19 protein-coding genes are annotated in these 21,841 nt (G+C 60.3%); 15 read left to right on the forward strand and 4 right to left on the reverse strand.

All coding sequences use genetic code 11. From position 1 onward, the window contains the following. The first annotated feature begins 166 nt into the window (after positions 1-166). The 3 genes from KGA96_RS00655 to KGA96_RS00665 all read left to right on the forward strand — a co-directional run bounded on the left by KGA96_RS00655 (position 167) and on the right by KGA96_RS00665 (position 1,558). Complete coding sequence (locus KGA96_RS00655) at positions 167-568, forward strand: lysozyme inhibitor LprI family protein (RefSeq protein WP_046039366.1); 402 nt, start codon at positions 167-169, stop codon at positions 566-568. 216 nt (positions 569-784) lie between these two features. Beyond that, positions 785-1,108 (forward strand): helix-turn-helix domain-containing protein, encoded by a 324-nt coding sequence (locus KGA96_RS00660; RefSeq protein WP_046039364.1) that lies wholly within the window; start codon positions 785-787, stop codon positions 1,106-1,108. Positions 1,109-1,141: 33 nt separating this feature from the next. Continuing rightward, positions 1,142-1,558 carry a DUF3010 family protein gene (locus KGA96_RS00665; protein ID WP_046039547.1) on the forward strand — a complete coding sequence of 139 codons (417 nt, stop codon included), beginning with the start codon at positions 1,142-1,144 and terminating at the stop codon, positions 1,556-1,558. A 124-nt stretch (positions 1,559-1,682) separates the two neighbouring features. On the opposite strand, the gene KGA96_RS00670 is transcribed toward KGA96_RS00665, so the two are convergent. Next, positions 1,683-2,627: a GlxA family transcriptional regulator gene (locus tag KGA96_RS00670; protein WP_046039362.1), complete on the reverse strand. Its 945-nt coding sequence runs from the start codon at positions 2,625-2,627 to the stop codon at positions 1,683-1,685. Between the two features lie 224 nt (positions 2,628-2,851). Here KGA96_RS00670 and choX point away from each other — a divergent pair, with 224 nt between their 5' ends. From choX to KGA96_RS00700, 6 genes are all read left to right on the forward strand, one after another. Further along, complete coding sequence (gene choX, locus KGA96_RS00675) at positions 2,852-3,796, forward strand: choline ABC transporter substrate-binding protein (RefSeq protein ID WP_046039360.1); 945 nt, start codon at positions 2,852-2,854, stop codon at positions 3,794-3,796. A 96-nt stretch (positions 3,797-3,892) separates the two neighbouring features. After that, on the forward strand, positions 3,893-4,780 hold the full coding sequence (locus KGA96_RS00680) for a 3-keto-5-aminohexanoate cleavage protein (RefSeq protein WP_008048151.1): 888 nt from the start codon (positions 3,893-3,895) through the stop codon (positions 4,778-4,780). Between the two features lie 231 nt (positions 4,781-5,011). Beyond that, on the forward strand, positions 5,012-5,977 hold the full coding sequence (locus KGA96_RS00685) for an L-carnitine dehydrogenase (RefSeq protein ID WP_046039357.1): 966 nt from the start codon (positions 5,012-5,014) through the stop codon (positions 5,975-5,977). A 136-nt stretch (positions 5,978-6,113) separates the two neighbouring features. After that, positions 6,114-6,590: a thioesterase family protein gene (locus KGA96_RS00690; RefSeq protein ID WP_046039355.1), complete on the forward strand. Its 477-nt coding sequence runs from the start codon at positions 6,114-6,116 to the stop codon at positions 6,588-6,590. 13 nt (positions 6,591-6,603) lie between these two features. Further along, the gene (locus KGA96_RS00695; protein ID WP_046039353.1) at positions 6,604-7,767 is read left to right on the forward strand and encodes a gamma-butyrobetaine dioxygenase; all 1,164 of its coding nucleotides are present in this window, start codon (positions 6,604-6,606) and stop codon (positions 7,765-7,767) included. Positions 7,768-8,152: 385 nt separating this feature from the next. After that, positions 8,153-8,419, forward strand: coding sequence for a hypothetical protein (locus tag KGA96_RS00700; RefSeq protein WP_046039350.1), 267 nt, complete (start codon positions 8,153-8,155; stop codon positions 8,417-8,419). A gap of 96 nt (positions 8,420-8,515) precedes the next feature. On the opposite strand, the gene KGA96_RS00705 is transcribed toward KGA96_RS00700, so the two are convergent. Together KGA96_RS00705 and KGA96_RS00710 are read right to left on the reverse strand one after the other, a co-directional pair. Continuing rightward, on the reverse strand, positions 8,516-9,619 hold the full coding sequence (locus tag KGA96_RS00705) for a GlxA family transcriptional regulator (protein ID WP_007975492.1): 1,104 nt from the start codon (positions 9,617-9,619) through the stop codon (positions 8,516-8,518). 551 nt (positions 9,620-10,170) lie between these two features. Continuing rightward, positions 10,171-11,547 (reverse strand): L-serine ammonia-lyase, encoded by a 1,377-nt coding sequence (locus KGA96_RS00710; protein WP_223511316.1) that lies wholly within the window; start codon positions 11,545-11,547, stop codon positions 10,171-10,173. Between the two features lie 435 nt (positions 11,548-11,982). On the opposite strand from KGA96_RS00710, the gene KGA96_RS00715 reads away from it, so the two are divergent. From KGA96_RS00715 to choV, 3 genes are all read left to right on the forward strand, one after another. After that, entirely contained in the window at positions 11,983-12,927 is a 945-nt protein-coding gene (locus tag KGA96_RS00715; protein WP_046039346.1) for a choline ABC transporter substrate-binding protein, read from the forward strand. Between the two features lie 66 nt (positions 12,928-12,993). After that, a complete protein-coding gene (choW, locus tag KGA96_RS00720) occupies positions 12,994-13,839 on the forward strand; it encodes a choline ABC transporter permease subunit (RefSeq protein ID WP_046039343.1) in 846 nt (281 codons plus the stop codon). Then, complete coding sequence (gene choV / locus KGA96_RS00725) at positions 13,836-15,014, forward strand: choline ABC transporter ATP-binding protein (protein ID WP_046039341.1); 1,179 nt, start codon at positions 13,836-13,838, stop codon at positions 15,012-15,014. Before choW ends, choV begins: the two co-directional genes overlap by 4 nt. Before the next feature lie 255 nt (positions 15,015-15,269). Here choV and KGA96_RS00730 read toward each other — a convergent pair whose 3' ends face one another. Then, a complete protein-coding gene (locus tag KGA96_RS00730; RefSeq protein ID WP_223465367.1) occupies positions 15,270-17,210 on the reverse strand; it encodes a BCCT family transporter in 1,941 nt (646 codons plus the stop codon). Between the two features lie 380 nt (positions 17,211-17,590). On the opposite strand from KGA96_RS00730, the gene betI reads away from it, so the two are divergent. The 3 genes from betI (at position 17,591) to betA (ending at position 21,559) form a co-directional block, all read left to right on the forward strand. Next, positions 17,591-18,184, forward strand: a complete 594-nt coding sequence (gene betI / locus KGA96_RS00735; protein WP_046039336.1) for a transcriptional regulator BetI — start codon at positions 17,591-17,593, stop codon at positions 18,182-18,184. 61 nt (positions 18,185-18,245) lie between these two features. Further along, positions 18,246-19,718: a betaine-aldehyde dehydrogenase gene (betB, locus tag KGA96_RS00740; RefSeq protein WP_223465286.1), complete on the forward strand. Its 1,473-nt coding sequence runs from the start codon at positions 18,246-18,248 to the stop codon at positions 19,716-19,718. A gap of 140 nt (positions 19,719-19,858) precedes the next feature. Further along, positions 19,859-21,559: a choline dehydrogenase gene (betA, locus tag KGA96_RS00745; RefSeq protein ID WP_046039333.1), complete on the forward strand. Its 1,701-nt coding sequence runs from the start codon at positions 19,859-19,861 to the stop codon at positions 21,557-21,559. The last annotated feature ends 282 nt before the right edge of the window (positions 21,560-21,841 follow it).

The following is a 21,841-nucleotide window of genomic DNA, read 5'->3' on the forward strand; positions in this document are numbered from 1 at the left end:
GGTGCCTAAGCAGCCGGGTGCAAAAACGACAGGGGAATTGCCGAAAGCGTCAATCCGCGACAAAGGGTCGTCGCCAGGCACAATCACCGACCTGTTCAAGGCCGCCTGCTTGGGCCAGAATTCGCCGCATCACTGGATGCTTCACTGGACAAGAGCGGCAACGATAATGAAATCGATCATTCTGGCAATGGCACTGATTGCGACCGGCGTACACGCAGCGGAGGTGTCCGACGACAACCCGTGCGACAAAGTCGAAAACGACGTCCAGACCCTGGAATGCTCGGCCTTCAGCAAAACCACCGCCGAAGACCTGCTCAAGGAAAACCTCCAGGGCCTGGCCGAGCGCATGCAGTCGCAGTACGGCAAAACCCCGTCGCAACTGGCCGACATCACCGCCAAGATCAAGGCCGCCCAACAGCAATGGCTGAAGACCCGCGACGCAGACTGCGCCGTCGAAGCCTTCCCGACTACCGCTGGCAGCAAGGCGTTCACCATTGCCCAGAACGATTGTGTGGCGCGGATGAGTGATGAACGGTCGGAGTTTTTGGAGTCGATTGGGCAGGAGTAGTCCTGAAAATTCCGGTGAAAGCTGGGACTACCACCAGCTTTCAATCGCCCAAAAACCCTTTTCCCACAAAGTACTCTGATCTGACCTACAGCTTCTGTCCAAAGCCGCTGTTCTGTGGACTTTTCACGCAACATGCCGACAAATGTTGTTGATGGCCAACCATAAAAATATAAGCAAAGATTCGCAATTCTTATAAAAGACTTATATTTTTCCGAGATGAACGCACCTACTGACATCCAAATCATCAATGACGCCGAAGGTAATCCAGCCTTCGTGGTCATTCCCTATGCACAATACGTGGCGCAGAAAATCGAACCCGACTTGATCCCCCATGAGGTGGTGAGCCGAATCGTCGATGGCGCTACTCCCATCCGCGCCTGGCGCGAACACTTGAACCTTACCCAGGAAGAAGTGGCCAAACGCATGGGCATCACTCAACCGGCCTTCGCCCAGCAAGAGACTGTCGCCAAGCCTCGCAAGGCCACCCGCGAGAAGATCGCTGCGGCTTTTGGCATCACCGCCAGTCAGCTTGAGCTGTAAGCTACACACCCTCTGTCACTAATGGGATTGAACATGAAAGTCTGCGGCATCGAAATCAAAGGCAGCGAAGCGATCATCGCCGTGGCCACGCTGGACGGTCAGGCGCTGGGCCATGTCGCGCTCGCCACCAAGAAAATTGCCCTGGACGATGACGACGAAGCCGCCAACGTCAAAGTGTTCGCCGCTCAGGTCGCCTCGTTTGTCCGCGAGAATTCCATCGACCGCATCGCGATCAAGAAGCGCAGCAAGAAAGGCGAGTTCGCTGGCGGGCCGACCACCTTCAAGATCGAAGGGGTTTTCCAGTTACTGGAGAATTGCGAGGTAGCCCTGCTGTCGCCGCAGACCATCAATGCCCAGGCCAAGAAGCACAATTTCGAACTGCCAGGGACGCTGAACAAATATCAGCATGAGGCTTACAAAGCGGCGTGTTCGGCGTTGGTGAAGAAGTAATCTCAGGCACCGCTGTACAACTGTAGGAGTGAGCCTGCTCGCGATAGCGGTGCATCAGTCGACATGAATGTGTCTGACAGACTGCCTTCGCGAGCAGGCTCACTCCTACAGGGTTTTCGGGTGTTTATGCTTTCGCGGTACGCCGGTCCTCCCGCGGACAGCGCTCATACTTCGCCCGATAACTGCGGGTGAAATACGACGGCGATTCAAACCCGCAGGCAATGCTCACTTCAAGCACGCTCATATCCGTCTGCCGTAGCAACTGCCGGGCCTTTTCCAGCCTTAACCGCAGGTAGAAATTGCTCGGCGTGTCGTTCAGATGCAGGCGAAACAGGCGCTCCAGTTGTCGCCGCGTCACCTTGATCGATTCCGCCAGTTCCAGCGTGCTCAGCGGCGGTTCGCTGTGCTGCTCCATCTCGCCGATCACGTGCACCAGTTTCTTGTTGCTGATGCCATAGCGCGTGGCTACTTCCATGCGCTGGTGGTCTTTGCGTGGGCGGATGCGGCCGAGCACAAATTGCTCGCTGACCTGAATAGCCAATTCCGGACCGTGGGCCTGGGCGATCAAATCCAGCATCAGGTCAATGGAAGCGGTGCCGCCGGCAGAGGTGATGCGCCGGCGGTCGATCTCGAACAGTTCCTGGGTGACGCTGAGCTGTGGATAAGATTCCTTGAAGGCGTCGATGGCTTCCCAGTGCAAGGTCAGGCGATGACCGTCGAGCAAACCCGCCTCGGCGAGGATGAAGCTGCCGGTGTCGATGGCGCCTAGGGTCACCCCTTCGTGGTCCAGGCGGCGCAGCCAGTGCTCCAGCGCCGGGGTGGTGAACTTCAGGGGCTCGAAGCCGGCGACCACCAGCAGCGTCGCGCCTTTCTTGAGCGGTTCCAGCGCCGCGTCGGCGTTGACCGACATGCCGTTACTGGCCAGCACCGCCCCGCCATCAGCGCTCAGCACATGCCAGCGATACAGCTCGCCACGAAATCGATTAGCGACCCGCAACGGCTCGATGGCCGAGATAAATCCGATGGCCGAGAAACCCGGCATCAACAAGAAGTAGAAATCCTGGGACATGGAGCGCACTCGCTTAGCAGGTAACAAGAGGCCAGGTAACGAGAGGGCGGGCAGCGTAGGGATGTTGATACGCCAGTTGCGAGCGGCATTCAAGAGCACAGGTCGCTGCAGTGCAAGAGCTGGTCGCCGCAGTGCGCTTTCATCGGTGCTTTGCTGCGTAACTTGGCATCACCGGCGCATCAGACACCGGAACTCACAATAAACGAACTGCCGAGGAACCTGAGATGAAACGACTGATCAGCAGCTGTGTTCTTGCACTCAGTGGTACCGCTTTGCTGAGCGCCAGTGTCATGGCAGCCGAACCCGCCGCGTGCCAGAACGTGCGCATGGGTGTAGTGAACTGGACCGACGTGATCGCCACCAGCGCCATGACCCAGGTATTGCTCGATGGCCTCGGCTACAGCACCAAACAAACCAGCGCCTCCCAGCAAATCATCTTCGCCGGGATCCGCGACCAGCGTCTGGACCTGTTCCTCGGCTACTGGAACCCGCTGATGACCCAGACCATCACCCCGTTCGTCGACGCCAAACAGGTCAAGGTGCTTGAAGCGCCAAGCCTGCAGGACGCCCGCGCGACCCTAGCCGTGCCGACCTACCTCGCCGACAAGGGCCTGAAAACCTTCGCTGACATCACCAAATTCGAAAAAGAACTGGGCGGCAAGATCTACGGCATCGAGCCTGGCTCGGGCGCCAACACCCAGATCAAGGCGATGATCTCCAAGAACCAGTTTGGCCTCGGCAAGTTCCAGCTGGTCGAGTCCAGTGAAGCCGGCATGCTCGCCGCCGTGGATCGCGCCGTACGTCGCAACGAAGCCGTGGTGTTCTTCGGCTGGGCGCCGCACCCGATGAACGTCAACGTGAAAATGACCTACCTCACCGGCAGTGAAAACGCCCTTGGGCCGGACGAAGGAAAGGCCACGGTGTGGACCGTCACTGCACCGACATACGCCGAGCAATGCCCGAACATCGGTCGCCTGCTGAGCAACCTGACGTTCACCGCCGAAGACGAGAGCCGGATGATGCAGCCGCTGCTGGATCACAAGGACGCTTTCGAGTCGGCCAAGCAATGGATCAAGGATCACCCGCAGGACAAAAAGCGCTGGCTTGAAGGCGTCACCACCTTCGATGGCAAACCGGCCGCTGAAAACCTGCAACTGACCAGTAAATAAACCCGATAGAACCACCGACTCGCAGCCCCGACGGGCTGCGAACGGGACCACCACGCCTGGCCAAAACCAAAAACTCGCCTGTAAGGAACCGCCCAAATGAACCACGACGTCATCATCACCTGCGCACTCACCGGTGCTGGCGACACGACCGCCAAGAGCCCACACGTGCCGGTCACCCCGAAACAAATCGCCGCTGCCGCCGTGGAAGCCGCCAAGGCCGGCGCCACCGTGGTTCACTGCCATGTGCGTGACCCGCAAACCGGCAAGTTCAGCCGTGACGTGGCGCTGTACCGCGAAGTGATGGAGCGCATCCGCGAGGCGGACGTCGACATCATCGTCAACCTCACCGCCGGCATGGGCGGCGACCTGGAAATCGGTGCCGGCGAAAACCCGATGGAATTCGGCCCGAACACCGACCTGGTCGGCCCGCTGACCCGCCTGGCCCACGTCGAAGAACTGCTGCCGGAAATCTGCACCCTCGACTGTGGCACCCTGAACTTCGGCGACGGCGACACCATTTACGTCTCCACCCCGGCCCAGCTGCGCGCTGGCGCCAAACGCATTCAAGAGCTGGGCGTGAAAGCCGAGCTGGAAATCTTCGACACCGGCCACCTGTGGTTCGCCAAGCAGATGATCAAGGAGGGCCTGCTCGACAACCCGTTGTTCCAGCTGTGCCTGGGCATCCCTTGGGGCGCGCCGGCAGACACCACCACCATGAAAGCCATGGTCGACAACCTGCCGGCCGACGCGGTCTGGGCGGGCTTCGGTATCGGTCGCATGCAGATGCCGATGGCGGCGCAAGCGGTGTTGCTCGGCGGCAACGTACGGGTCGGACTGGAAGACAACCTGTGGCTGGACAAGGGCGTGCTGGCGACCAACGGCCAACTGGTCGAGCGCGCCGGTGAAATCCTCAGCCGCCTCGGTGCCCGCGTCCTGACCCCGGCTGAAGGCCGGGCAAAAATGGGCCTGACCAAGCGCGGTTGACCCTTACACACTTTCCCCCTGTGGGAGCGAGCTTTTGTGGCGAGGGGGCTTGCCCCCGTTGGGTCGCGAAGCGGCCCTAAAACCAGAAACTGCTGTGTTTCAGACACACCAAGCTCAATGGTTTACGACTGCTTCGCAGTCGAACGGGGTGGTGCGGCATTCCGACAAGCCCCCCTCGCCACAGAGTTCGCTCCCACAGTTTTTTTTCCGAGCCAAATTCAGGAAATTGCCATGACCTTCATCACCGAAATCAAAACCTTCGCAGCGCTGGGCAGCGGTGTCATCGGCAGCGGCTGGGTGTCCCGCGCCCTCGCCCATGGTCTGGATGTAGTGGCCTGGGACCCGGCCCCCGGTGCCGAAGCCGCCTTGCGCAAACGCGTCGCCAATGCCTGGGGTGCGCTGGAGAAACAAGGCCTGGCGCCGGGTGCATCGCAGGATCGCCTGCGCTTTGTCGCGACCATCGAAGAGTGCGTTCGCGATGCCGATTTCATCCAGGAGAGCGCCCCGGAACGGCTGGAGCTTAAACTGGACCTGCACAGCAAAATCAGCGCGGCGGCCAAGCCTAATGCGTTGATCGGCTCCAGCACCTCCGGCCTGCTGCCGAGCGAGTTCTACGAGAGTGCCACGCACCCGGAACGCTGCGTGGTCGGTCACCCGTTCAACCCGGTTTACCTGCTGCCGTTGGTGGAAGTGGTCGGTGGCAAAAACACCGCCCCGGAAGCTGTGCAAGCGGCCATGAAGGTCTATGAATCCCTGGGGATGCGCCCGCTGCACGTGCGCAAGGAAGTACCGGGTTTCATCGCCGACCGCCTGCTCGAAGCGCTTTGGCGTGAAGCGTTGCACCTGGTCAACGACGGCGTGGCGACCACCGGCGAAATCGACGATGCCATCCGCTTCGGCGCGGGCTTGCGCTGGTCGTTCATGGGCACCTTCCTGACCTACACCCTGGCCGGTGGCGATGCCGGCATGCGCCACTTCATGGCGCAGTTCGGCCCAGCGTTGCAATTGCCGTGGACCTACCTGCCGGCACCGGAGCTGACCGACAAACTGATCGACGACGTGGTCGATGGCACCAGCGATCAACTGGGCAAACACAGCATTTCGGCGCTGGAGCGCTATCGTGATGACTGCCTGCTGGCGGTGCTGGAAGCGGTGAAGACCACCAAAGAGAAGCATGGGATGGCTTTCAGCGAGTAAGCCCAGGCTGTGGGGCCAGCAGCACTGGCCCCATCGCGAGCAGGCTCGCTCCTACAGGGGGAATGCATCCCAATGTAGGGGCGAGCCTGCTCGCGAAAGCGCCGGTACAGTCACCACAAATCTCGGAACCAGAACCATGCCCACCCTGACAACTTACCAAACCAAAATCATCCCCGACTGGGTCGACTACAACGGCCACCTGCGCGACGCCTTCTACCTGCTGATCTTCAGCTACGCCACCGATGCCCTGATGGATCGCCTGGGCCTGGACAGCAACAGCCGCGAGGCCAGCGGCAACTCGCTGTTCACCCTCGAACTGCACCTCAATTACCTGCACGAAGTGAAGCTCGACACCCAGGTCGAAGTGCACACCCAAATCATCGCCCACGACAGCAAGCGCGTGCACCTCTATCACAGCCTGCATCTGGTCGGTGAAGCCCAGGAGCTCGCAGGCAACGAACAGATGCTGCTGCACGTGGATCTCGCCGGGCCGCGTTCGGCGCCGTTCAGCGAACAGTCGTTGGGCCGCTTGCAAGCCATCGTCGCCGAACAGGCGGACCTGCCAACACCCGGGTACATTGGCCGAGTGATTGCATTACCCCCAAAAAAATAACAAGGAGATCGCCATGAATACCGCCGCTGCACTTGCCGACTTCCGTACCTATCCGTTGATCAGCGCGCTGGCTGGCGTGCAGACCCTGGCGGACAGTGTTCTGGTGAAGTGGGCCGACGATCGCGTCAGCCCTTTCCACCATCAATGGCTGCGGGATAACTGCCCGTGCCCGCAATGCGTCTACACCGTGACCCGCGAGCAAGTACTGGAAATCGTCGACGTGGCTCAAGATCTGATGCCCGATAACGCCAGTATCGACGGCGATGGCTGTTTGTCGGTTGATTGGCAGGACGGCCACTCAAGCCGTTTCGACCCTGGCTGGCTGCGCGCCCATGCCTATGACGACGAATCCCGCGCCGAGCGTCAGCAGCACAAGCCTAAAGCCAGGCTCTGGCACAGCGATTTGCAGTTGCCAGTGTTCGAATACCAGGCGCTGATGAACGACTCGCAAGCGTTACTGCAATGGCTGCTGGCGGTGCGGGATGTGGGATTGACCCAGGTCCGTGGCGTGCCCACCGAGCCCGGCTCGTTGAAGCTGATCGCCCAACGAATTTCCTTCATCCGCGAGAGCAATTTCGGCGTGCTGTTCAACGTGCAATCCAAGGCCGACGCCGACAGCAACGCCTACACCGCCTTCAACCTGCCGCTGCACAGCGACTTGCCGACCCGAGAGTTGCAACCGGGGCTGCAATTTTTGCATTGCCTGGTCAATGACGCCGAGGGTGGCGAAAGCATTTTTGTCGACGGTTTTGCCATTGCCGACGCCTTGCGCCGAGAGGCCCCCGAATCCTTCAAAAGCCTCTGCGAAATCCCCGTGGAGTTTCGCAACAAGGACCGTCACAGCGACTACCGCTGTCTGGCGCCGATCATTGCACTGGATGCGTTGGGGCAGGTGTCTGAGATCCGCATGGCGAACTTTCTGCGCGGGCCGTTCGATGCCTCGGTGGAGCAGATGCCCAAGCTGTATCAGGCCTACCGGCGCTTTATCGCGATGACCCGCGAGCCTCGGTTCAGGTTGATGCAGCGGCTCAATCCCGGTGAACTGTGGTGCTTCGACAACCGCCGCACCCTGCATGCCCGCAACGCCTTCGACCCCGCCACCGGGGCGCGGCACTTCCAGGGCTGCTATGTGGACCGGGATGAGTTGTTGTCGCGGATTCTGGTGTTACAGCGCTAGACCGCGTCATCGTTCTTCGCGAGCAGGCTCGCTCCCACAGTTGATCGGATTCTCCCATAGGAACGCGGCTGAATGTGGGAGCGGGCTTGCTCGCGAAGGCGGTATATCAATCAACACAAAACCCACTGAATCACAGGCAAAAAAAACCCCGATCAAGCCGTGACAGGATCGAGGCAGAGGGTACTGTTGAGGAGCTGCCGTGCGAGGGTGACCAAACCTTCGTGAAGCGAGCTGAGTCCAGTGTGCCCACTCCCCCGCGGGCCAGGTTAGCCGAAAACGACATGTTCATAACCAATTGAGCCATTGCGACAATTCGTCCTTGCCGACACCCGGCACCCCTACCAGAATCGAACCACGACACCGTTCCCTGAAGAAGGATTGCGTCATGATGCACGCCGATTTGATAGACCAGGAAGACCTGTTGGGCCAGCTCAAGTCGTTGGGATTCAACGTGCCCAATGGAGCCACTGCCGAGCAGGCTTGCGAGTGCGTGGTAAGGGGCCTGGACGATGCCCGGGCGTATGAACTTCGCAAGATGGTCAAGGAGATGTACACCAGCAGCGCGACGATCCTGCCGGCAGTGCGCCAGGCCATCGACAAACAATTGCTGCCGGCGTTGGCGGAGTATCAGCAAAACCACACCACCCGATAAAACGCCTTCGCGAGCAGGCTCGCTCCCACATTGGTTCTGTGAACAACACAGATCAAATGTGGGAGCGAGCCTGCTCGCGAATGAAGTCGCCCCGGTCTAGAGCCTTACACTGGCAAACGTCGACTCATTGCGCGCCTGGCTCAGCGCCGACAACGGCCCGGACAACGGTGACAGCACCAGCGCTTGTGGCAACGGCATCATCGCCACTTGCTGGGTGGTGTTGGACCCTACGCGCTCGTCACGCGGCGGAATGCCGAAGTATTCGCGGTAGCACTTGGAGAAGTGCGGCGTGGACACGAAGCCACAGACCGACGCCACTTCGATGATCGACATCGGCGTTTGCTTGAGCAGCTGGCGCGCGCGGATCAGGCGCAGTTTCAGGTAGTAACGCGACGGCGAGCAGTGCAGGTACTTCTGGAACAACCGCTCGAGCTGACGACGGGACACCGCGACATACACCGCCAGTTCGTCCAGGTCGATCGGCTCTTCGAGGTTGGCTTCCATCAACGCGACGATTTCCTGCAACTTCGGCTGGTTGGTGCCGAGCATGTGCTTGAGCGGCACTCGCTGGTGATCCTGCTCGTTGCGGATGCGCTCGTAGACGAACATTTCCGAAATGGCCGCCGACAGCTCACGACCGTGATCGCGGCTGATCAAGTGCAGCATCATGTCCAGCGGCGCGGTACCGCCGGAGCTGGTGAAACGGTTACGGTCGAGGGTGAATAAGCGGGTACTCATCGCTACACGGGGGAAAGCTTCCTGCATCGCCGCCAGGCATTCCCAGTGCACGCTGCAATCAAACCCGTCGAGCAGGCCGGCGCAGGCCAGGGCCCAACTGCCGGTGCACACCGCGCCAAGGCGGCGGGACTGGCGAGCCTGGCTTTGCAGCCATGACACGTGTTCGCGGGTAACAGTGCGTTGGATGCCGATGCCGCCGCAAACAATCACGGTATCCATTGGCGGGGCTTTGTGCATGGAGGCGTCGGGGGTGATCTGCAGGCCGTCACTGGCCCAGACCTGGCCGCCGTCGACGGTGAGGGTGGTCCAGCGATACAGCTCGCGACCGGACAACTGGTTGGCCATGCGCAGGGGTTCCACTGCGGAGGCCAGAGAAATCAGCGTGAAATTGTCCAGCAGCAGAAAGCCGATGGATTGAGGCGCACGGTTCTGGGGTTGGGCCCCGGAGTTGAACGTCGTCATCGCGGTATCTCCTCACACAAAGCGGGTGATGGCCTCAGGCGGAGGCTCTTTTTATTGCCATCGTTCTCGCGTGGGAGACGGGCTTTGTAATGACAGAGCAATTGCCATGCCTAAATTTGAATGCGCGTTCAATAACTCCTAAAAACGACGTCGGAATGTGTCTATATATGTCTTGCAAGGCGGGGGGATTTAAATGGCCATCAGGACTGGCAAGCGCCCCGGCCCACAAGCCGTGAGCAATTCGGTAGCACTTGTGGGAACGGCGTTGCGCCGCGATGGAAAGGAGTGTCACCGCAGGCACGGGTGACGGGCGGTCGAAGGCCGGTTGGCCCTCGATCAGTGGCAAGACGATTTATCTGTGAGCGACGCGCTAAAAGGTGGCGCGTTTTCGAGCGGGTGTTCACTTAGCGCGCAGTTTTGACTGGTCCGTGGCGAGGGGGCTTGCCCCCGTTCGGCTGCGAAGCAGTCGTAAAAGTTTTAGGGCCGCTTCGCGACCCAACGGGGCGGTGCGGCGGTCCGACAAGCCCCCTCGCCACAGGGTCAATACGGTCTCAGCACTCCACCGCGCTAACCGCCAACCCACCCCGCGATGTCTCCTTGTATTTGTCATGCATGTCGGCACCGGTATCGCGCATGGTGCGGATCACCCGATCCAGCGAAATGAAGTGCTGACCATCACCGCGCAAAGCCATCTGCGCGGCGTTGATCGCCTTCACCGCGGCAATCGCGTTGCGCTCGATGCACGGCACCTGGACCAGTCCACCCACCGGGTCGCAGGTCAGGCCTAGGTTGTGCTCCAGACCGATTTCCGCCGCGTTGCACAGTTGCTCTGGCGTGGCGCCAAGGATTTCCGCCAGCCCGGCCGCCGCCATGGCGCAGGCCGAACCGACTTCGCCCTGGCAGCCGACTTCGGCACCGGAGATCGAGGCGTTCTTCTTGCACAGGATCCCCACCGCCGCCGCGCCGAGGAAATAATCGACGACATTGGCGTCGGTCACCACCTCGCTGAATTTCATGAAGTAGTGCAGCACTGCCGGAATGATCCCCGCCGCGCCGTTGGTCGGTGCCGTGACCATACGCCCGCCGGCGGCGTTTTCTTCGTTGACCGCCAGGGCGAACAGGTTGACCCATTCCATGGCGCTCAAGGTTGAGCCGATCACGTTGGGTTTGTTCAGCTCCTGCAGGCTGCGATGCAGCTTGGCCGCGCGGCGGCGCACGTTCAGCCCGCCGGGCAGGATGCCTTCGTGCTTGAGGCCTTGTTCGACGCAATCCTGCATGGCGCGCCAGAGCTTCATCAGGCCGCTGCGGATTTCCTCCTCGCTGCGCCACACCCTCTCGTTAGCCATCATTAACTCAGCCACGCGCAAGTTGTGCTTTTTACACAGCTCCAGCAGCTCGGCCGCACTGGAAAAGTCATAAGGCAACACGGTGCGGTCGAGGTCGACGACACCGCTGGAGGCCTGCGCCTCATCGACGACAAATCCGCCGCCAACCGAATAGTAGGTGTCGCGATACAACTCGCCGTCATCACCTTCGACAATCAGGGTCATGGCGTTGGGGTGGAATGGCAGGTTCTCGTCGATCAGGCGCATGTCCCGGGCCCAGATGAAGGGCACTGGCAGGCGACCGTCGAACAGCAGAGTATCGGTCTCACGCAGGGTGGCGATACGAATGCCGATTTGCGACGGATCGATCGCATCCGGCCACTCGCCCATCAGGCCCATGATCACCGCATTGTCGCTGCCGTGGCCGATGCCGGTGGCCGACAACGAGCCGAACAGCTGGACTTCGACACGCCGCACCTGCTCAAGCAGCCCGCGCTCGCGCAGGCCCTGCACAAACAACGCCGCCGCCCGCATGGGCCCCACGGTGTGTGAACTGGAAGGGCCGATGCCGATTTTGAACAGGTCGAAAACACTGATAGCCATTACTGCCGAACTCCTGGATGGGCCCACTGCGCACGCGAAAGCGCACGGTGACGGAGCTGCTACGCTCAAGCTGCAATCCGCCGAGATGACCGCATCATCAAGCTTTTATCCAGTTGTTCGACGTCTCTAACCGACGCACTCATGCCCACCAGCGCCGCGTGTCTTTTACGCTGTGTTTTCGCCGTTTTTTTGCGGTTCAGAGGGGGAAATCGGGCTGAAAAAATCTGTAAACGACGTCACCGACACTGGATGCGACCATCCCTGTACTGGATACGACGCACCCTGTAGGCGTCAGATTTTCACTGGTACATGATCATATCGACTCGATTGCAAGGCGACGTGGTAGAGCTGTCTCCAGAACGCCATCCAACCGCAACCTATAAGTGCGGTGGTCCAGTCGGAACACTGCCAAAAAAAACACCAAGGAGTCCATCCATGAAAGGTTCCCCGTCGTTGTTGTTGGCCGCCATGCTTAGTCTGCCGGTTCTGGCGCAAGCCGCAGAACCGGCGCAATGCAGTACCGTAAACTTCTCCGATGTCGGCTGGACCGACATCACCGCGACTACCGCGACCACCAGCGTTGTGCTCAACGCCCTCGGCTACAAGACCAAGACCACCATGATTTCCGTGCCCGTGACCTACAAGTCCCTGGCCGACGGCAAGAACATGGACGTGTTCCTGGGCAACTGGATGCCGACCATGGAAAACGACATCAAGGCCTACCGCGATGCCGGCACCGTGGAAACCCTGCGCACCAACCTCAAGGGCGCCAAGTACACCCTCGCCGTCCCTCAGGCGCTGTACGACAAGGGCCTGCATGACTTCGCCGACATCGCCAAATTCAAGAAGGAGCTCGACGGCAAGATCTACGGCATCGAGCCTGGCAACGACGGCAATCGTCTGATCCAGAGCATGATCGACAAAGATGCCTTCGGCTTGAAGGCCGCCGGCTTCAAAGTCGTCGAATCCTCCGAAGCCGGCATGCTGTCGCAGGTCGACCGCGCGCAGAAACGCGACACCGCCGTGGTGTTCCTGGGCTGGGCGCCGCACCCGATGAACAAGCGCTTCAAGATTCAATACCTGACCGGTGGTGATGACTTCTTCGGCCCGGACTTCGGTGCCGCCACCGTAGCGACCAACACCCGCAAGGGTTACGCGCAGGAGTGCGGCAACGTTGGTCAGTTGCTGAAGAACCTGGAGTTCACCGTCGACATGGAAAGTGAACTGATGGGCAACATCCTGGACGACAAGATGAAGCCTGACGCGGCCGCCAAGGCCTGGTTGAAAAAGAATCCACAGGTGCTCGATACCTGGCTCGCTGGCGTGACCACCATTGACGGTAAACCTGGCCTGGAGGCCGTGAAAGCCAAACTGCAGTAATCGCTTATGCCGGGCAGGTTCGCCTGCCCGGGCTGTTTATTTCCTTGCATGCGGACGTTCACTACCATGCTGATTGATCAGAAAATACCCCTAGGCCAGTACATCGCGAGCTTCGTTGAATGGTTGACGCAACACGGCGCCAGCACCTTCGACGCAATCGCCGTGACACTGGAAACGATGATCCACGGCGTGACGTTTGCGCTGACCTGGTTCAACCCGCTGGCATTGATCGGCCTGATCGCACTGCTCGCCCACTACATCCAGCGCAAATGGGGCCTGACCGCCTTTGTCGTTGCCTCCTTCCTGCTGATCCTCAATCTGGGGTACTGGCAGGAAACCATGGAAACCCTCGCCCAGGTGCTGTTCGCCACCCTGGTCTGTGTGGTCATCGGCGTGCCGCTGGGCATCGTCGCCGCGCACAAGCCGATGTTCTATACTTTAATGCGTCCGGTACTCGATCTGATGCAGACCGTACCGACCTTCGTATACCTCATTCCTACCCTCACCCTCTTCGGGCTGGGTGTGGTCCCGGGCCTGATCTCCACGGTGGTGTTCGCGATTGCCGCGCCCATCCGCCTGACTTACCTGGGTATCCGCGATGTTCCGGAAGAATTGATGGACGCCGGCAAGGCCTTTGGCTGCTCGCGCCGTCAGTTGCTTTCACGAATCGAACTGCCCCACGCCATGCCAAGCATCGCGGCCGGCATCACCCAGTGCATCATGCTGTCCCTTTCGATGGTGGTGATTGCGGCACTGGTGGGCGCCGATGGCCTGGGCAAACCGGTGGTCAACGCACTGAACACTGCTGATATCGCCCTGGGCTTCGAAGCAGGCCTGGCGATCGTACTGCTGGCGATCATGCTCGACCGTATCTGCAAACAACCCGACGCCAAAGTAGGGGGTGATGCATGAGCATTATTCGCTTTGATAACGTTGACGTTATCTTCTCCAAGGATCCACGCGAGGCCCTCAAGCTGTTGGACCAGGGCATGACCCGCAACGAAATCCTGAAAAAGACCGGGCAGATTGTCGGCGTTGAAAAAGCCAGCCTGGACATCGAAAAAGGTGAAATCTGCGTACTGATGGGACTGTCCGGCTCCGGCAAGTCCAGCCTGCTGCGCTGTATCAACGGCCTCAACACCGTCAGCCGTGGCAAGTTGTTCGTCGAGCACGAAGGCAAGCAGATCGACATTGCCTCGTGCACGCCGGCAGAACTGAAAATGATGCGCACCAAGCGCATCGCGATGGTGTTCCAGAAGTTCGCCCTGATGCCTTGGTTGACCGTTCGCGAAAACATCAGCTTCGGTCTGGAAATGCAGGGTCGTCCCGAGAAAGAACGCCGCAAACTGGTGGACGACAAGCTTGAGCTGGTGGGCCTGACCCAGTGGCGCAACAAGAAACCCAACGAGCTGTCCGGTGGTATGCAACAACGCGTGGGCCTGGCTCGCGCACTGGCGATGGACGCCGACATTTTGCTGATGGACGAACCGTTCTCGGCCCTCGATCCACTGATCCGCCAAGGCCTGCAAGACGAGCTGCTGGAACTGCAACGCAAGTTGCACAAGACCATCGTCTTCGTGAGCCACGACCTTGATGAAGCGCTGAAACTCGGCAGCCGTATCGCGATCATGAAGGACGGCCGGATCATCCAGTACAGCAAACCGGAAGAAATCGTCCTCAACCCGGCGGACGACTACGTGCGGACCTTCGTAGCCCACACCAACCCACTGAACGTGTTGTGCGGCCGCAGCCTGATGCGCAGCCTGGACAACTGCAAACGCATCAACGGTTCGGTATGCCTCGATCCGGGTGGCGATTCGTGGCTGGACCTGGCCGAAGGCAACACCATCAAGGGCGCTCGCCAGAACGGGTCTGCGCTGGACTTGCAGAACTGGGTACCGGGTCAGGCCGTTGAAGGCCTGGGTCGTCGACCAACCCTGGTGGACTCGAACATCGGCATGCGCGATGCGCTGCAGATTCGTTATCAGACCGGCAACAAACTGGTGCTGCACGATAACAACCATGTGGTGGGGATTCTTGGCGACAGCGAGCTGTATCACGCACTGCTCGGCAAGAACCTGGGGTAAGGCAACAGACACAAAAACGCCGCGAGAGAATCGCGGCGTTTTTGTTTGTGCAGATATTCAGCTGTAAACAGAGAACCCTGTGGCGAGGGGGCTTGCCCCCGTTCGGCGGCGCCGCCGTCGTAAATCCGGATAATGCGGTTTATCTGAACTACTGCGGTGTATGGGTTTAGGGTCGCTGCGCAACCCAACGGGGGAAAGCCCCCTCACCACAATTAGAACTGCGGTGCAATCACTGCACCGCAACCCCTTCACACCTTAGCTATAAACCCGGCCAAGGAGCTGCCGATGGCTTTCAAACTGATCGAGCACGTCACGGGTGATCTGATCCTGGGTGAAGCCCATCAAGTCGTAGTCCTGGCTGCCGTTGTGCAGGTACACCTCGGCGCGATAGAAACGCTGACGCGCTTCATCGACCTGCGCCGACTCGGTTGGCGTCGCCAGATACCCGTCCAGGCTCACTTCGTAGACGAAAGGGTTGCCCTCTTCCATCTCAACCCGTACGCCCATGCAGCGCTTGGACTTGCCCAGAAGTGTCTGCACTTGCAGGCCTTGAGCACGCATTTGCGCCGTCGCATCTTCCAGCGCCGGGCTCACTTGCTTGTCCATGAAACGTTGCACCACCGATTGGCTCGGCTGCAGGTCCAGTTGGGTCAAACGCTCGCTGAAACCACGGCGACCGCGTGCCGCCAGTTCCGCCTGCTCCTGTTCGATCTGCACGTCCTGGCGCATGGCCTTGTGCAAGCCGAACATGAAGAAGACCAGCACCACCGAGAACGGCAGACCGGCCAGCACCACCATGGTTTGCATGGCTTCGAAGTTGCCGGCGAACAGCAGGCCGATGGTCACCAGGGTGATCACCGCCGACCAGAAGATCCGCAGCCAGTGCGGCGCGTCTTCGTCGACATTGCCGCCCTTGCACGAAAGGTTGGCCATCATCACCGCGCCGGAATCCGCCGGGGTCAGGAATAGCACGAAACCGACAAAGATCGACACGCCGATCACAACCTTCGACGCCGGGTAATGCTCAAGCAGCTGGTAGATCGCCATGGACGGCTGTTCCAGCGCCGTCTTCCCGAGCTCCACCGCCCCATGGTTCATCACCAGGTCCAAAGCCGAGTTACCGAAGATCGACAGCCACGCCAGGGTGAAGCCCAGCGGAATCAGCAGAACGCCGGCTACCAGTTCACGCACGGTGCGGCCACGGGAAATACGCGCGATGAACATGCCCACGAATGGCGCCCAGGAAATCCACCAGGCCCAGTAGAACAGGGTCCACAGGCCCAACCAGCGGTCGGATTTCTCACTGTCGCCTTCGTACACATAGAGGTCGAAAGTCTTCAGCACCACGCCGTTCAGGTAGTCACCGACGTTCTGTACGAAGCCGTTGAGCAGGTGCAGGGTCGGGCCGAACAACAGCACGAAAATCAGCAGGCCGCTGAACAGCACGATGTTGAGGTTGGACAGACGGCGGATGCCGTTTTCCACACCCGACACGGCAGCGATGGTCGCCACGGTGCTCATCACGATGATCACGATCAGCAGGTTGGTGTTGCTGTGTTCCATGCCGAACAGGTTTTCCAGCCCCGACGACACTTGCAGCGAACCGATCCCCAGGTTCGTCACCAGCCCCAGCAGGGTCACGAACATGCCGAAGCCGTCCACCGCATGCCCGGCAGCGCCCTTGACCCAACGCTCGCCCACTAGCGGATACAACGCCGAACGCAACGCCAGCGGCTGGTTATGCCGGTAGGCAAAGTACGCCACGGCCAACCCCACCAGCGCGTAGATCGCCCAGCCATGCAGGCCCCAGTGCAGGAATGTCAGCTGAACCGCCTGACGGGCGGCAAGGTTGCTGCCGGCCACGCCTTCCGGTGGGTTGAAGTAGTGGTCCAGGGGCTCCGACGCACCGAAGTACAGCAACGAGATGCCGATACCTGAGGAGAACAGCATCCCCGCCCAGGCGCCGTAGCTGAAGTCCGGGGTGTCGTCCTTGCTGCCCAGTTTCAGTTTGCCGTAGGACGAAAACGCCAGGCCGACGACAAAGATCAGGTAGGCGGCAATCACCACCATGTAGTACCAGCCGAAGCTGCGGGACAACCAGGCTTGCGCCGTACCCAGCATTCTGCCGGCCTCTTGCGGGGCGATGATCAGAATGGCGGTCAACAACAGAATCAACGCGGTAGAGGTGTAGAACACCCAACCGTTGACCGTCACCTTCTCGGGTGGGGTCTTTATTAGCGAGGCAGAACTCATGGCACAGATGCTCCGGGCAGTGCGAGAGAAGAACGCAAGACAAACGTGTTACCCGACCAATCGATTAGTGGGCAGCCGACCGGCGGGTGATATAAAGACACCCCGAAAAAAGCCCGAAACCCCTGGAGCGCCGCAGCGCGTAGGTTTCGAGCCGTTTCAGTTGTCGTTTTTTCCGCCACTGCACGTAGGAAAATTCACAGGCAGCGACGATTTGTCGCAGATCTTATTCTTTGTTGATTGAACGTTCAATCAAAACAAAATAGACTGGCCTTCAACCCGGTAGCCGTTCCACGTCCACCGGAAGGCCTAAGGAGATGTGCAAGATGCCCAAGGTCGGTATGCAACCCATCCGCCGCCAGCAATTGATCGAAGCCACTTTGCAGGCCGTCGATCAGGTCGGAATGGGGGACGCCAGCATTGCGCTGATCGCCCGTTTGGCCGGTGTCTCGAATGGCATCATCAGTCACTACTTTCGGGACAAGAACGGCCTGATTGCCGCCACCATGGGGTACCTGATGACCGTCCTGAGCGAGAACGTCACCCTGCGCCGACAGGCGCTGAGAGATGACAGCCCGCGGGCGCATCTGCAGGTGATCATCGAAGGCAACTTCGACGCCAGCCAGGTCAATGGCCCGGCAATGAAAACCTGGCTGGCCTTCTGGGCCACCAGCATGCACCAGCCGTCTTTGCACAGGTTGCAGCGGATCAACGATCACCGTCTGTATTCCAACCTGTGCTGCCAGTTCCGCCGCGTGCTGCCGCTCAATGATGCGCGCAGTGCCGCCCGAGGCCTGGCAGCGTTGATCGACGGGTTGTGGTTGCGCGGCGCGCTGTCGGGAGATGCTTTCGACACCGAGCAGGCGCAACAGATTGCTTACGAATACATGGATACCCAACTGGCCAAGCGGGTGAGTTAGAGCACACATAAACGCTCAACCACCGAACGCGCCAGCCACTTAATGCTCTTGCGAGGACTTTATGGCCCGTTTCGAACTGCAAAAACTCTACATCGATGGCGCGTACAGCGACGCCAGCAGCGACGCCACTTTCGAAGCCATCAACCCGGCTAACGGTGAAGTCCTCGCAAAAGTGCAACGTGCGACCAAGGAAGACGTCGAACGCGCTGTGGTGAGCGCCGAAAAGGGCCAGAAGATCTGGGCCGCCATGACCGCCATGGAGCGTTCGCGCATCCTGCGTCGCGCCGTGGAAATCCTGCGCGAGCGCAACGACGAACTGGCCGCCCTGGAAACCCTGGACACCGGCAAGGCCTACTCCGAAACCCGCTACGTCGACATCGTCACCGGCGCTGACGTGCTGGAGTACTACGCAGGCCTGGTACCGGCCATCGAAGGCGAGCAGATTCCGCTGCGCACCACTTCGTTCGTCTACACCCGTCGCGAGCCGCTGGGCGTCGTGGCCGGTATCGGCGCGTGGAACTACCCGATCCAGATCGCCCTGTGGAAATCCGCACCAGCCCTGGCGGCCGGTAACGCGATGATCTTCAAGCCAAGCGAAGTCACCTCGCTGACCACCCTGAAACTGGCCGAGATCTACACCGAAGCCGGCGTGCCAAACGGTGTGTTCAACGTCCTGACCGGCAGCGGCCGTGAAGTCGGCACCTGGCTGACCGAACACCCGCGCATCGAGAAAGTCTCGTTCACCGGCGGCACCGACACCGGCAAGAAAGTCATGGCCAGCGCTTCGAGCTCTTCGCTCAAGGACGTGACCATGGAACTGGGCGGCAAATCGCCGCTGATCATCTGCGACGACGCCGACCTCGATCGCGCCGCCGACACCGCGATGATGGCCAACTTCTACAGCTCCGGCCAGGTTTGCACCAACGGCACTCGTGTGTTCGTACCGGCCCACCTGAAGGCCGCTTTCGAAGCCAAGATCGCTGAGCGCGTTGCGCGCATCCGCATCGGCAACCCGGAAGACGAAAACACCAACTTCGGCCCGCTGGTCAGCTTTGCGCACATGGAAAGCGTGCTGGGCTACATCGCCAAGGGCAAGGAAGAAGGTGCCCGCCTGCTATGCGGCGGTGAGCGCCTGACTGACGGCGAGTTCGCCAAAGGTGCGTTCGTGGCGCCGACCGTGTTCACCGACTGCACCGACGACATGACCATCGTGCGTGAAGAAATCTTTGGCCCGGTAATGGCGATCCTGTCCTACGAAACCGAGGAAGAAGCGATCCGCCGCGCCAACGACACCGACTTCGGCCTGGCCGCCGGTATCGTTACCAAGGACCTGAACCGCGCCCACCGCGTGATTCATCAGCTGGAAGCCGGTATCTGCTGGATCAACGCCTGGGGCGAGTCCGACGCGAAGATGCCGGTTGGCGGCTACAAGCAGTCGGGTGTCGGCCGTGAGAACGGGATCAGCTCGCTGAACAACTTCACCCGCATCAAATCGGTACAGGTCGAGCTGGGCGATTACAGCTCAGTGTTCTGAGCAGCGGCAAGCCACAAGCTTCAAGCGGCAAGCAAGGGCAAAAGCCTTGCTTGCCCACCGCTCTCATTTCAACCAAGCCCCGCTTCGCTGCTTCTACTTGCAGCTTGAAGCTTGAGGCTTGCAGCTCACGGAGGCATTCAATGTCCCAAGAATTCGACTACATCATCATCGGTGCCGGCTCGGCCGGTAACACCCTGGCGACCCGTCTGACCGAAGACGCAGGCGTCACTGTCCTGCTGCTCGAAGCGGGCGGCCCGGACTACCGTTTCGACTTCCGCACGCAGATGCCGGCCGCTTTGGCGTTCCCGCTGCAAGGCCGTCGCTATAACTGGGCCTACGAAACCGATGCCGAGCCGCACATGGACGGTCGTCGCATGGAATGCGGTCGCGGCAAGGGCCTGGGCGGTTCTTCGCTGATCAACGGCATGTGCTACATCCGCGGTAACGCCATGGACTACGACGGCTGGGCGAAACTGCCAGGCCTGGAAGACTGGTCGTACCTGGACTGCCTGCCGTATTTCCGTAAAGCGGAAACCCGCGACATCGGACCGAATGACTACCACGGTGGCGACGGCCCGGTCAGCGTGACCACGCCGAAAGCCGGCAACAACCCGCTGTTCCACGCCATGGTTGAAGCCGGCGTGCAGGCCGGTTACCCGCGTACCGAAGACTTGAACGGCTACCAGCAGGAAGGCTTCGGCCCGATGGACCGCACCGTGACACCGAAAGGTCGTCGTGCTTCCACCGCCCGTGGTTACCTGGACGTCGCCAAGAAGCGTTCGACCCTGACCATCGTCACCCACGCCCTGACCGACAAGATCCTGTTCGAAGGCAAGCGTGCGGTCGGCGTGCGTTACCTGGTCGGCGCCGCTGAAGAGCGCGTTGAGGTCAAGGCGCGCAAGGAAGTGCTGTTGTGCTCCGGCGCCATCGCTTCACCGCAGATCCTGCAACGCTCCGGCGTCGGCCCGGCCGAGCTGTTGAACAAGCTCGACATTCCGGTGGTCCACGACCTGCCGGGCGTCGGTGAAAACCTGCAGGATCACCTTGAGCTGTACCTGCAATACGCTTGCACCCAACCGGTCTCCCTGTACCCGTCGCTGCTTTGGTACAACCAGCCGGCCATCGGTGCCGAGTGGCTGTTCAACGGCACCGGCATCGGCGCCAGCAACCAGTTCGAAGCCGGCGGTTTCATCCGCACCCGTCCGGAATTCGAATGGCCGAACATCCAGTACCACTTCCTGCCGGTAGCGATTAACTACAACGGTAGCAACGGTGTGAAAGAGCACGGTTTCCAGGCGCACATGGGCTCCATGCGTTCGCCGAGCCGCGGGCGCATCCAGGCCAAGTCCAAGGACCCGCGCCAGCACCCGAGCATCCTGTTCAACTACATGGCCACCGAGCAGGACTGGCAGGAATTCCGCGACGGCATCCGCCTGACCCGTGAAATCATGCAGCAACCTGCACTGGATGCCTTCCGTGGTCGAGAGATCAGCCCAGGCATCGACGTGCAGAGCGACGAGCAACTGGACAAGTTCATCCGCGAGCACGCCGAAACCGCGTTCCACCCGTCCTGCTCGTGCAAGATGGGCACCGACGAAATGGCCGTGGTCGATGGCGAAGGTCGCGTGCATGGCATGCAAGGCCTGCGGGTGGTCGATGCGTCGATCATGCCGATCATCACCACCGGCAACCTCAACGCACCAACGATCATGATGGCCGAGAAAATCGCCGACAAGATCCGTGGCCGCAAGCCGTTGCCGCGCAGCACCGCCACTTACTATGTGGCGGGTGAAGCGCCGGTGAAGGGCAAGCCGGTGCGGGAATTGAGCCAGATCGCTTAAGGCGTTACACCGCGTTACGGCTATTCGCGAGCAGGCTCGCTCCTACAGGTTTCAGGTTGGATTGCAGATTTGTGATCCACCCTCAACCACTGTAGGAGTGAGCCTGCTCGCGATGAGGTCCTGACAACCCGCACACATCTTCCGGACAAACCCAGCAATCCCTCTCTCCACAGATCCAAACTTGATCCTCCCCCCTTGCAGGCCTAATCTAGCGCCACGCAATCGTTTCACCCCTCCCCTCGCAACACCGCTCCATCGCCACTCCATACCCAGGAGGTTCAC

Source organism: Pseudomonas sp. GL-R-26, from assembly GCF_019947365.1.
Classification (GTDB): domain Bacteria; phylum Pseudomonadota; class Gammaproteobacteria; order Pseudomonadales; family Pseudomonadaceae; genus Aquipseudomonas.

Excerpts from the sequence above, each read along its gene's own strand:
- KGA96_RS00670 (WP_046039362.1), bottom strand. The coding sequence starts at position 2,627 with ATGTCCCAGGATTTCTACTTCTTGTTGATGCCGGGTTTCTCGGCCATC.
- choV (WP_046039341.1), top strand. The coding sequence starts at position 13,836 with ATGAGCATTATTCGCTTTGATAACGTTGACGTTATCTTCTCCAAGGAT.
- KGA96_RS00685 (WP_046039357.1), top strand. The coding sequence starts at position 5,012 with ATGACCTTCATCACCGAAATCAAAACCTTCGCAGCGCTGGGCAGCGGT.
- KGA96_RS00710 (WP_223511316.1), bottom strand. The coding sequence starts at position 11,547 with ATGGCTATCAGTGTTTTCGACCTGTTCAAAATCGGCATCGGCCCTTCC.
- KGA96_RS00715 (WP_046039346.1), top strand. The coding sequence starts at position 11,983 with ATGAAAGGTTCCCCGTCGTTGTTGTTGGCCGCCATGCTTAGTCTGCCG.
- KGA96_RS00655 (WP_046039366.1), top strand. The coding sequence starts at position 167 with ATGAAATCGATCATTCTGGCAATGGCACTGATTGCGACCGGCGTACAC.
- KGA96_RS00705 (WP_007975492.1), bottom strand. The coding sequence starts at position 9,619 with ATGACGACGTTCAACTCCGGGGCCCAACCCCAGAACCGTGCGCCTCAA.
- betI (WP_046039336.1), top strand. The coding sequence starts at position 17,591 with ATGCCCAAGGTCGGTATGCAACCCATCCGCCGCCAGCAATTGATCGAA.
- KGA96_RS00690 (WP_046039355.1), top strand. The coding sequence starts at position 6,114 with ATGCCCACCCTGACAACTTACCAAACCAAAATCATCCCCGACTGGGTC.
- KGA96_RS00700 (WP_046039350.1), top strand. The coding sequence starts at position 8,153 with ATGATGCACGCCGATTTGATAGACCAGGAAGACCTGTTGGGCCAGCTC.
- KGA96_RS00660 (WP_046039364.1), top strand. The coding sequence starts at position 785 with ATGAACGCACCTACTGACATCCAAATCATCAATGACGCCGAAGGTAAT.
- KGA96_RS00680 (WP_008048151.1), top strand. The coding sequence starts at position 3,893 with ATGAACCACGACGTCATCATCACCTGCGCACTCACCGGTGCTGGCGAC.
- betA (WP_046039333.1), top strand. The coding sequence starts at position 19,859 with ATGTCCCAAGAATTCGACTACATCATCATCGGTGCCGGCTCGGCCGGT.
- choW (WP_046039343.1), top strand. The coding sequence starts at position 12,994 with ATGCTGATTGATCAGAAAATACCCCTAGGCCAGTACATCGCGAGCTTC.
- choX (WP_046039360.1), top strand. The coding sequence starts at position 2,852 with ATGAAACGACTGATCAGCAGCTGTGTTCTTGCACTCAGTGGTACCGCT.
- betB (WP_223465286.1), top strand. The coding sequence starts at position 18,246 with ATGGCCCGTTTCGAACTGCAAAAACTCTACATCGATGGCGCGTACAGC.
- KGA96_RS00695 (WP_046039353.1), top strand. The coding sequence starts at position 6,604 with ATGAATACCGCCGCTGCACTTGCCGACTTCCGTACCTATCCGTTGATC.
- KGA96_RS00665 (WP_046039547.1), top strand. The coding sequence starts at position 1,142 with ATGAAAGTCTGCGGCATCGAAATCAAAGGCAGCGAAGCGATCATCGCC.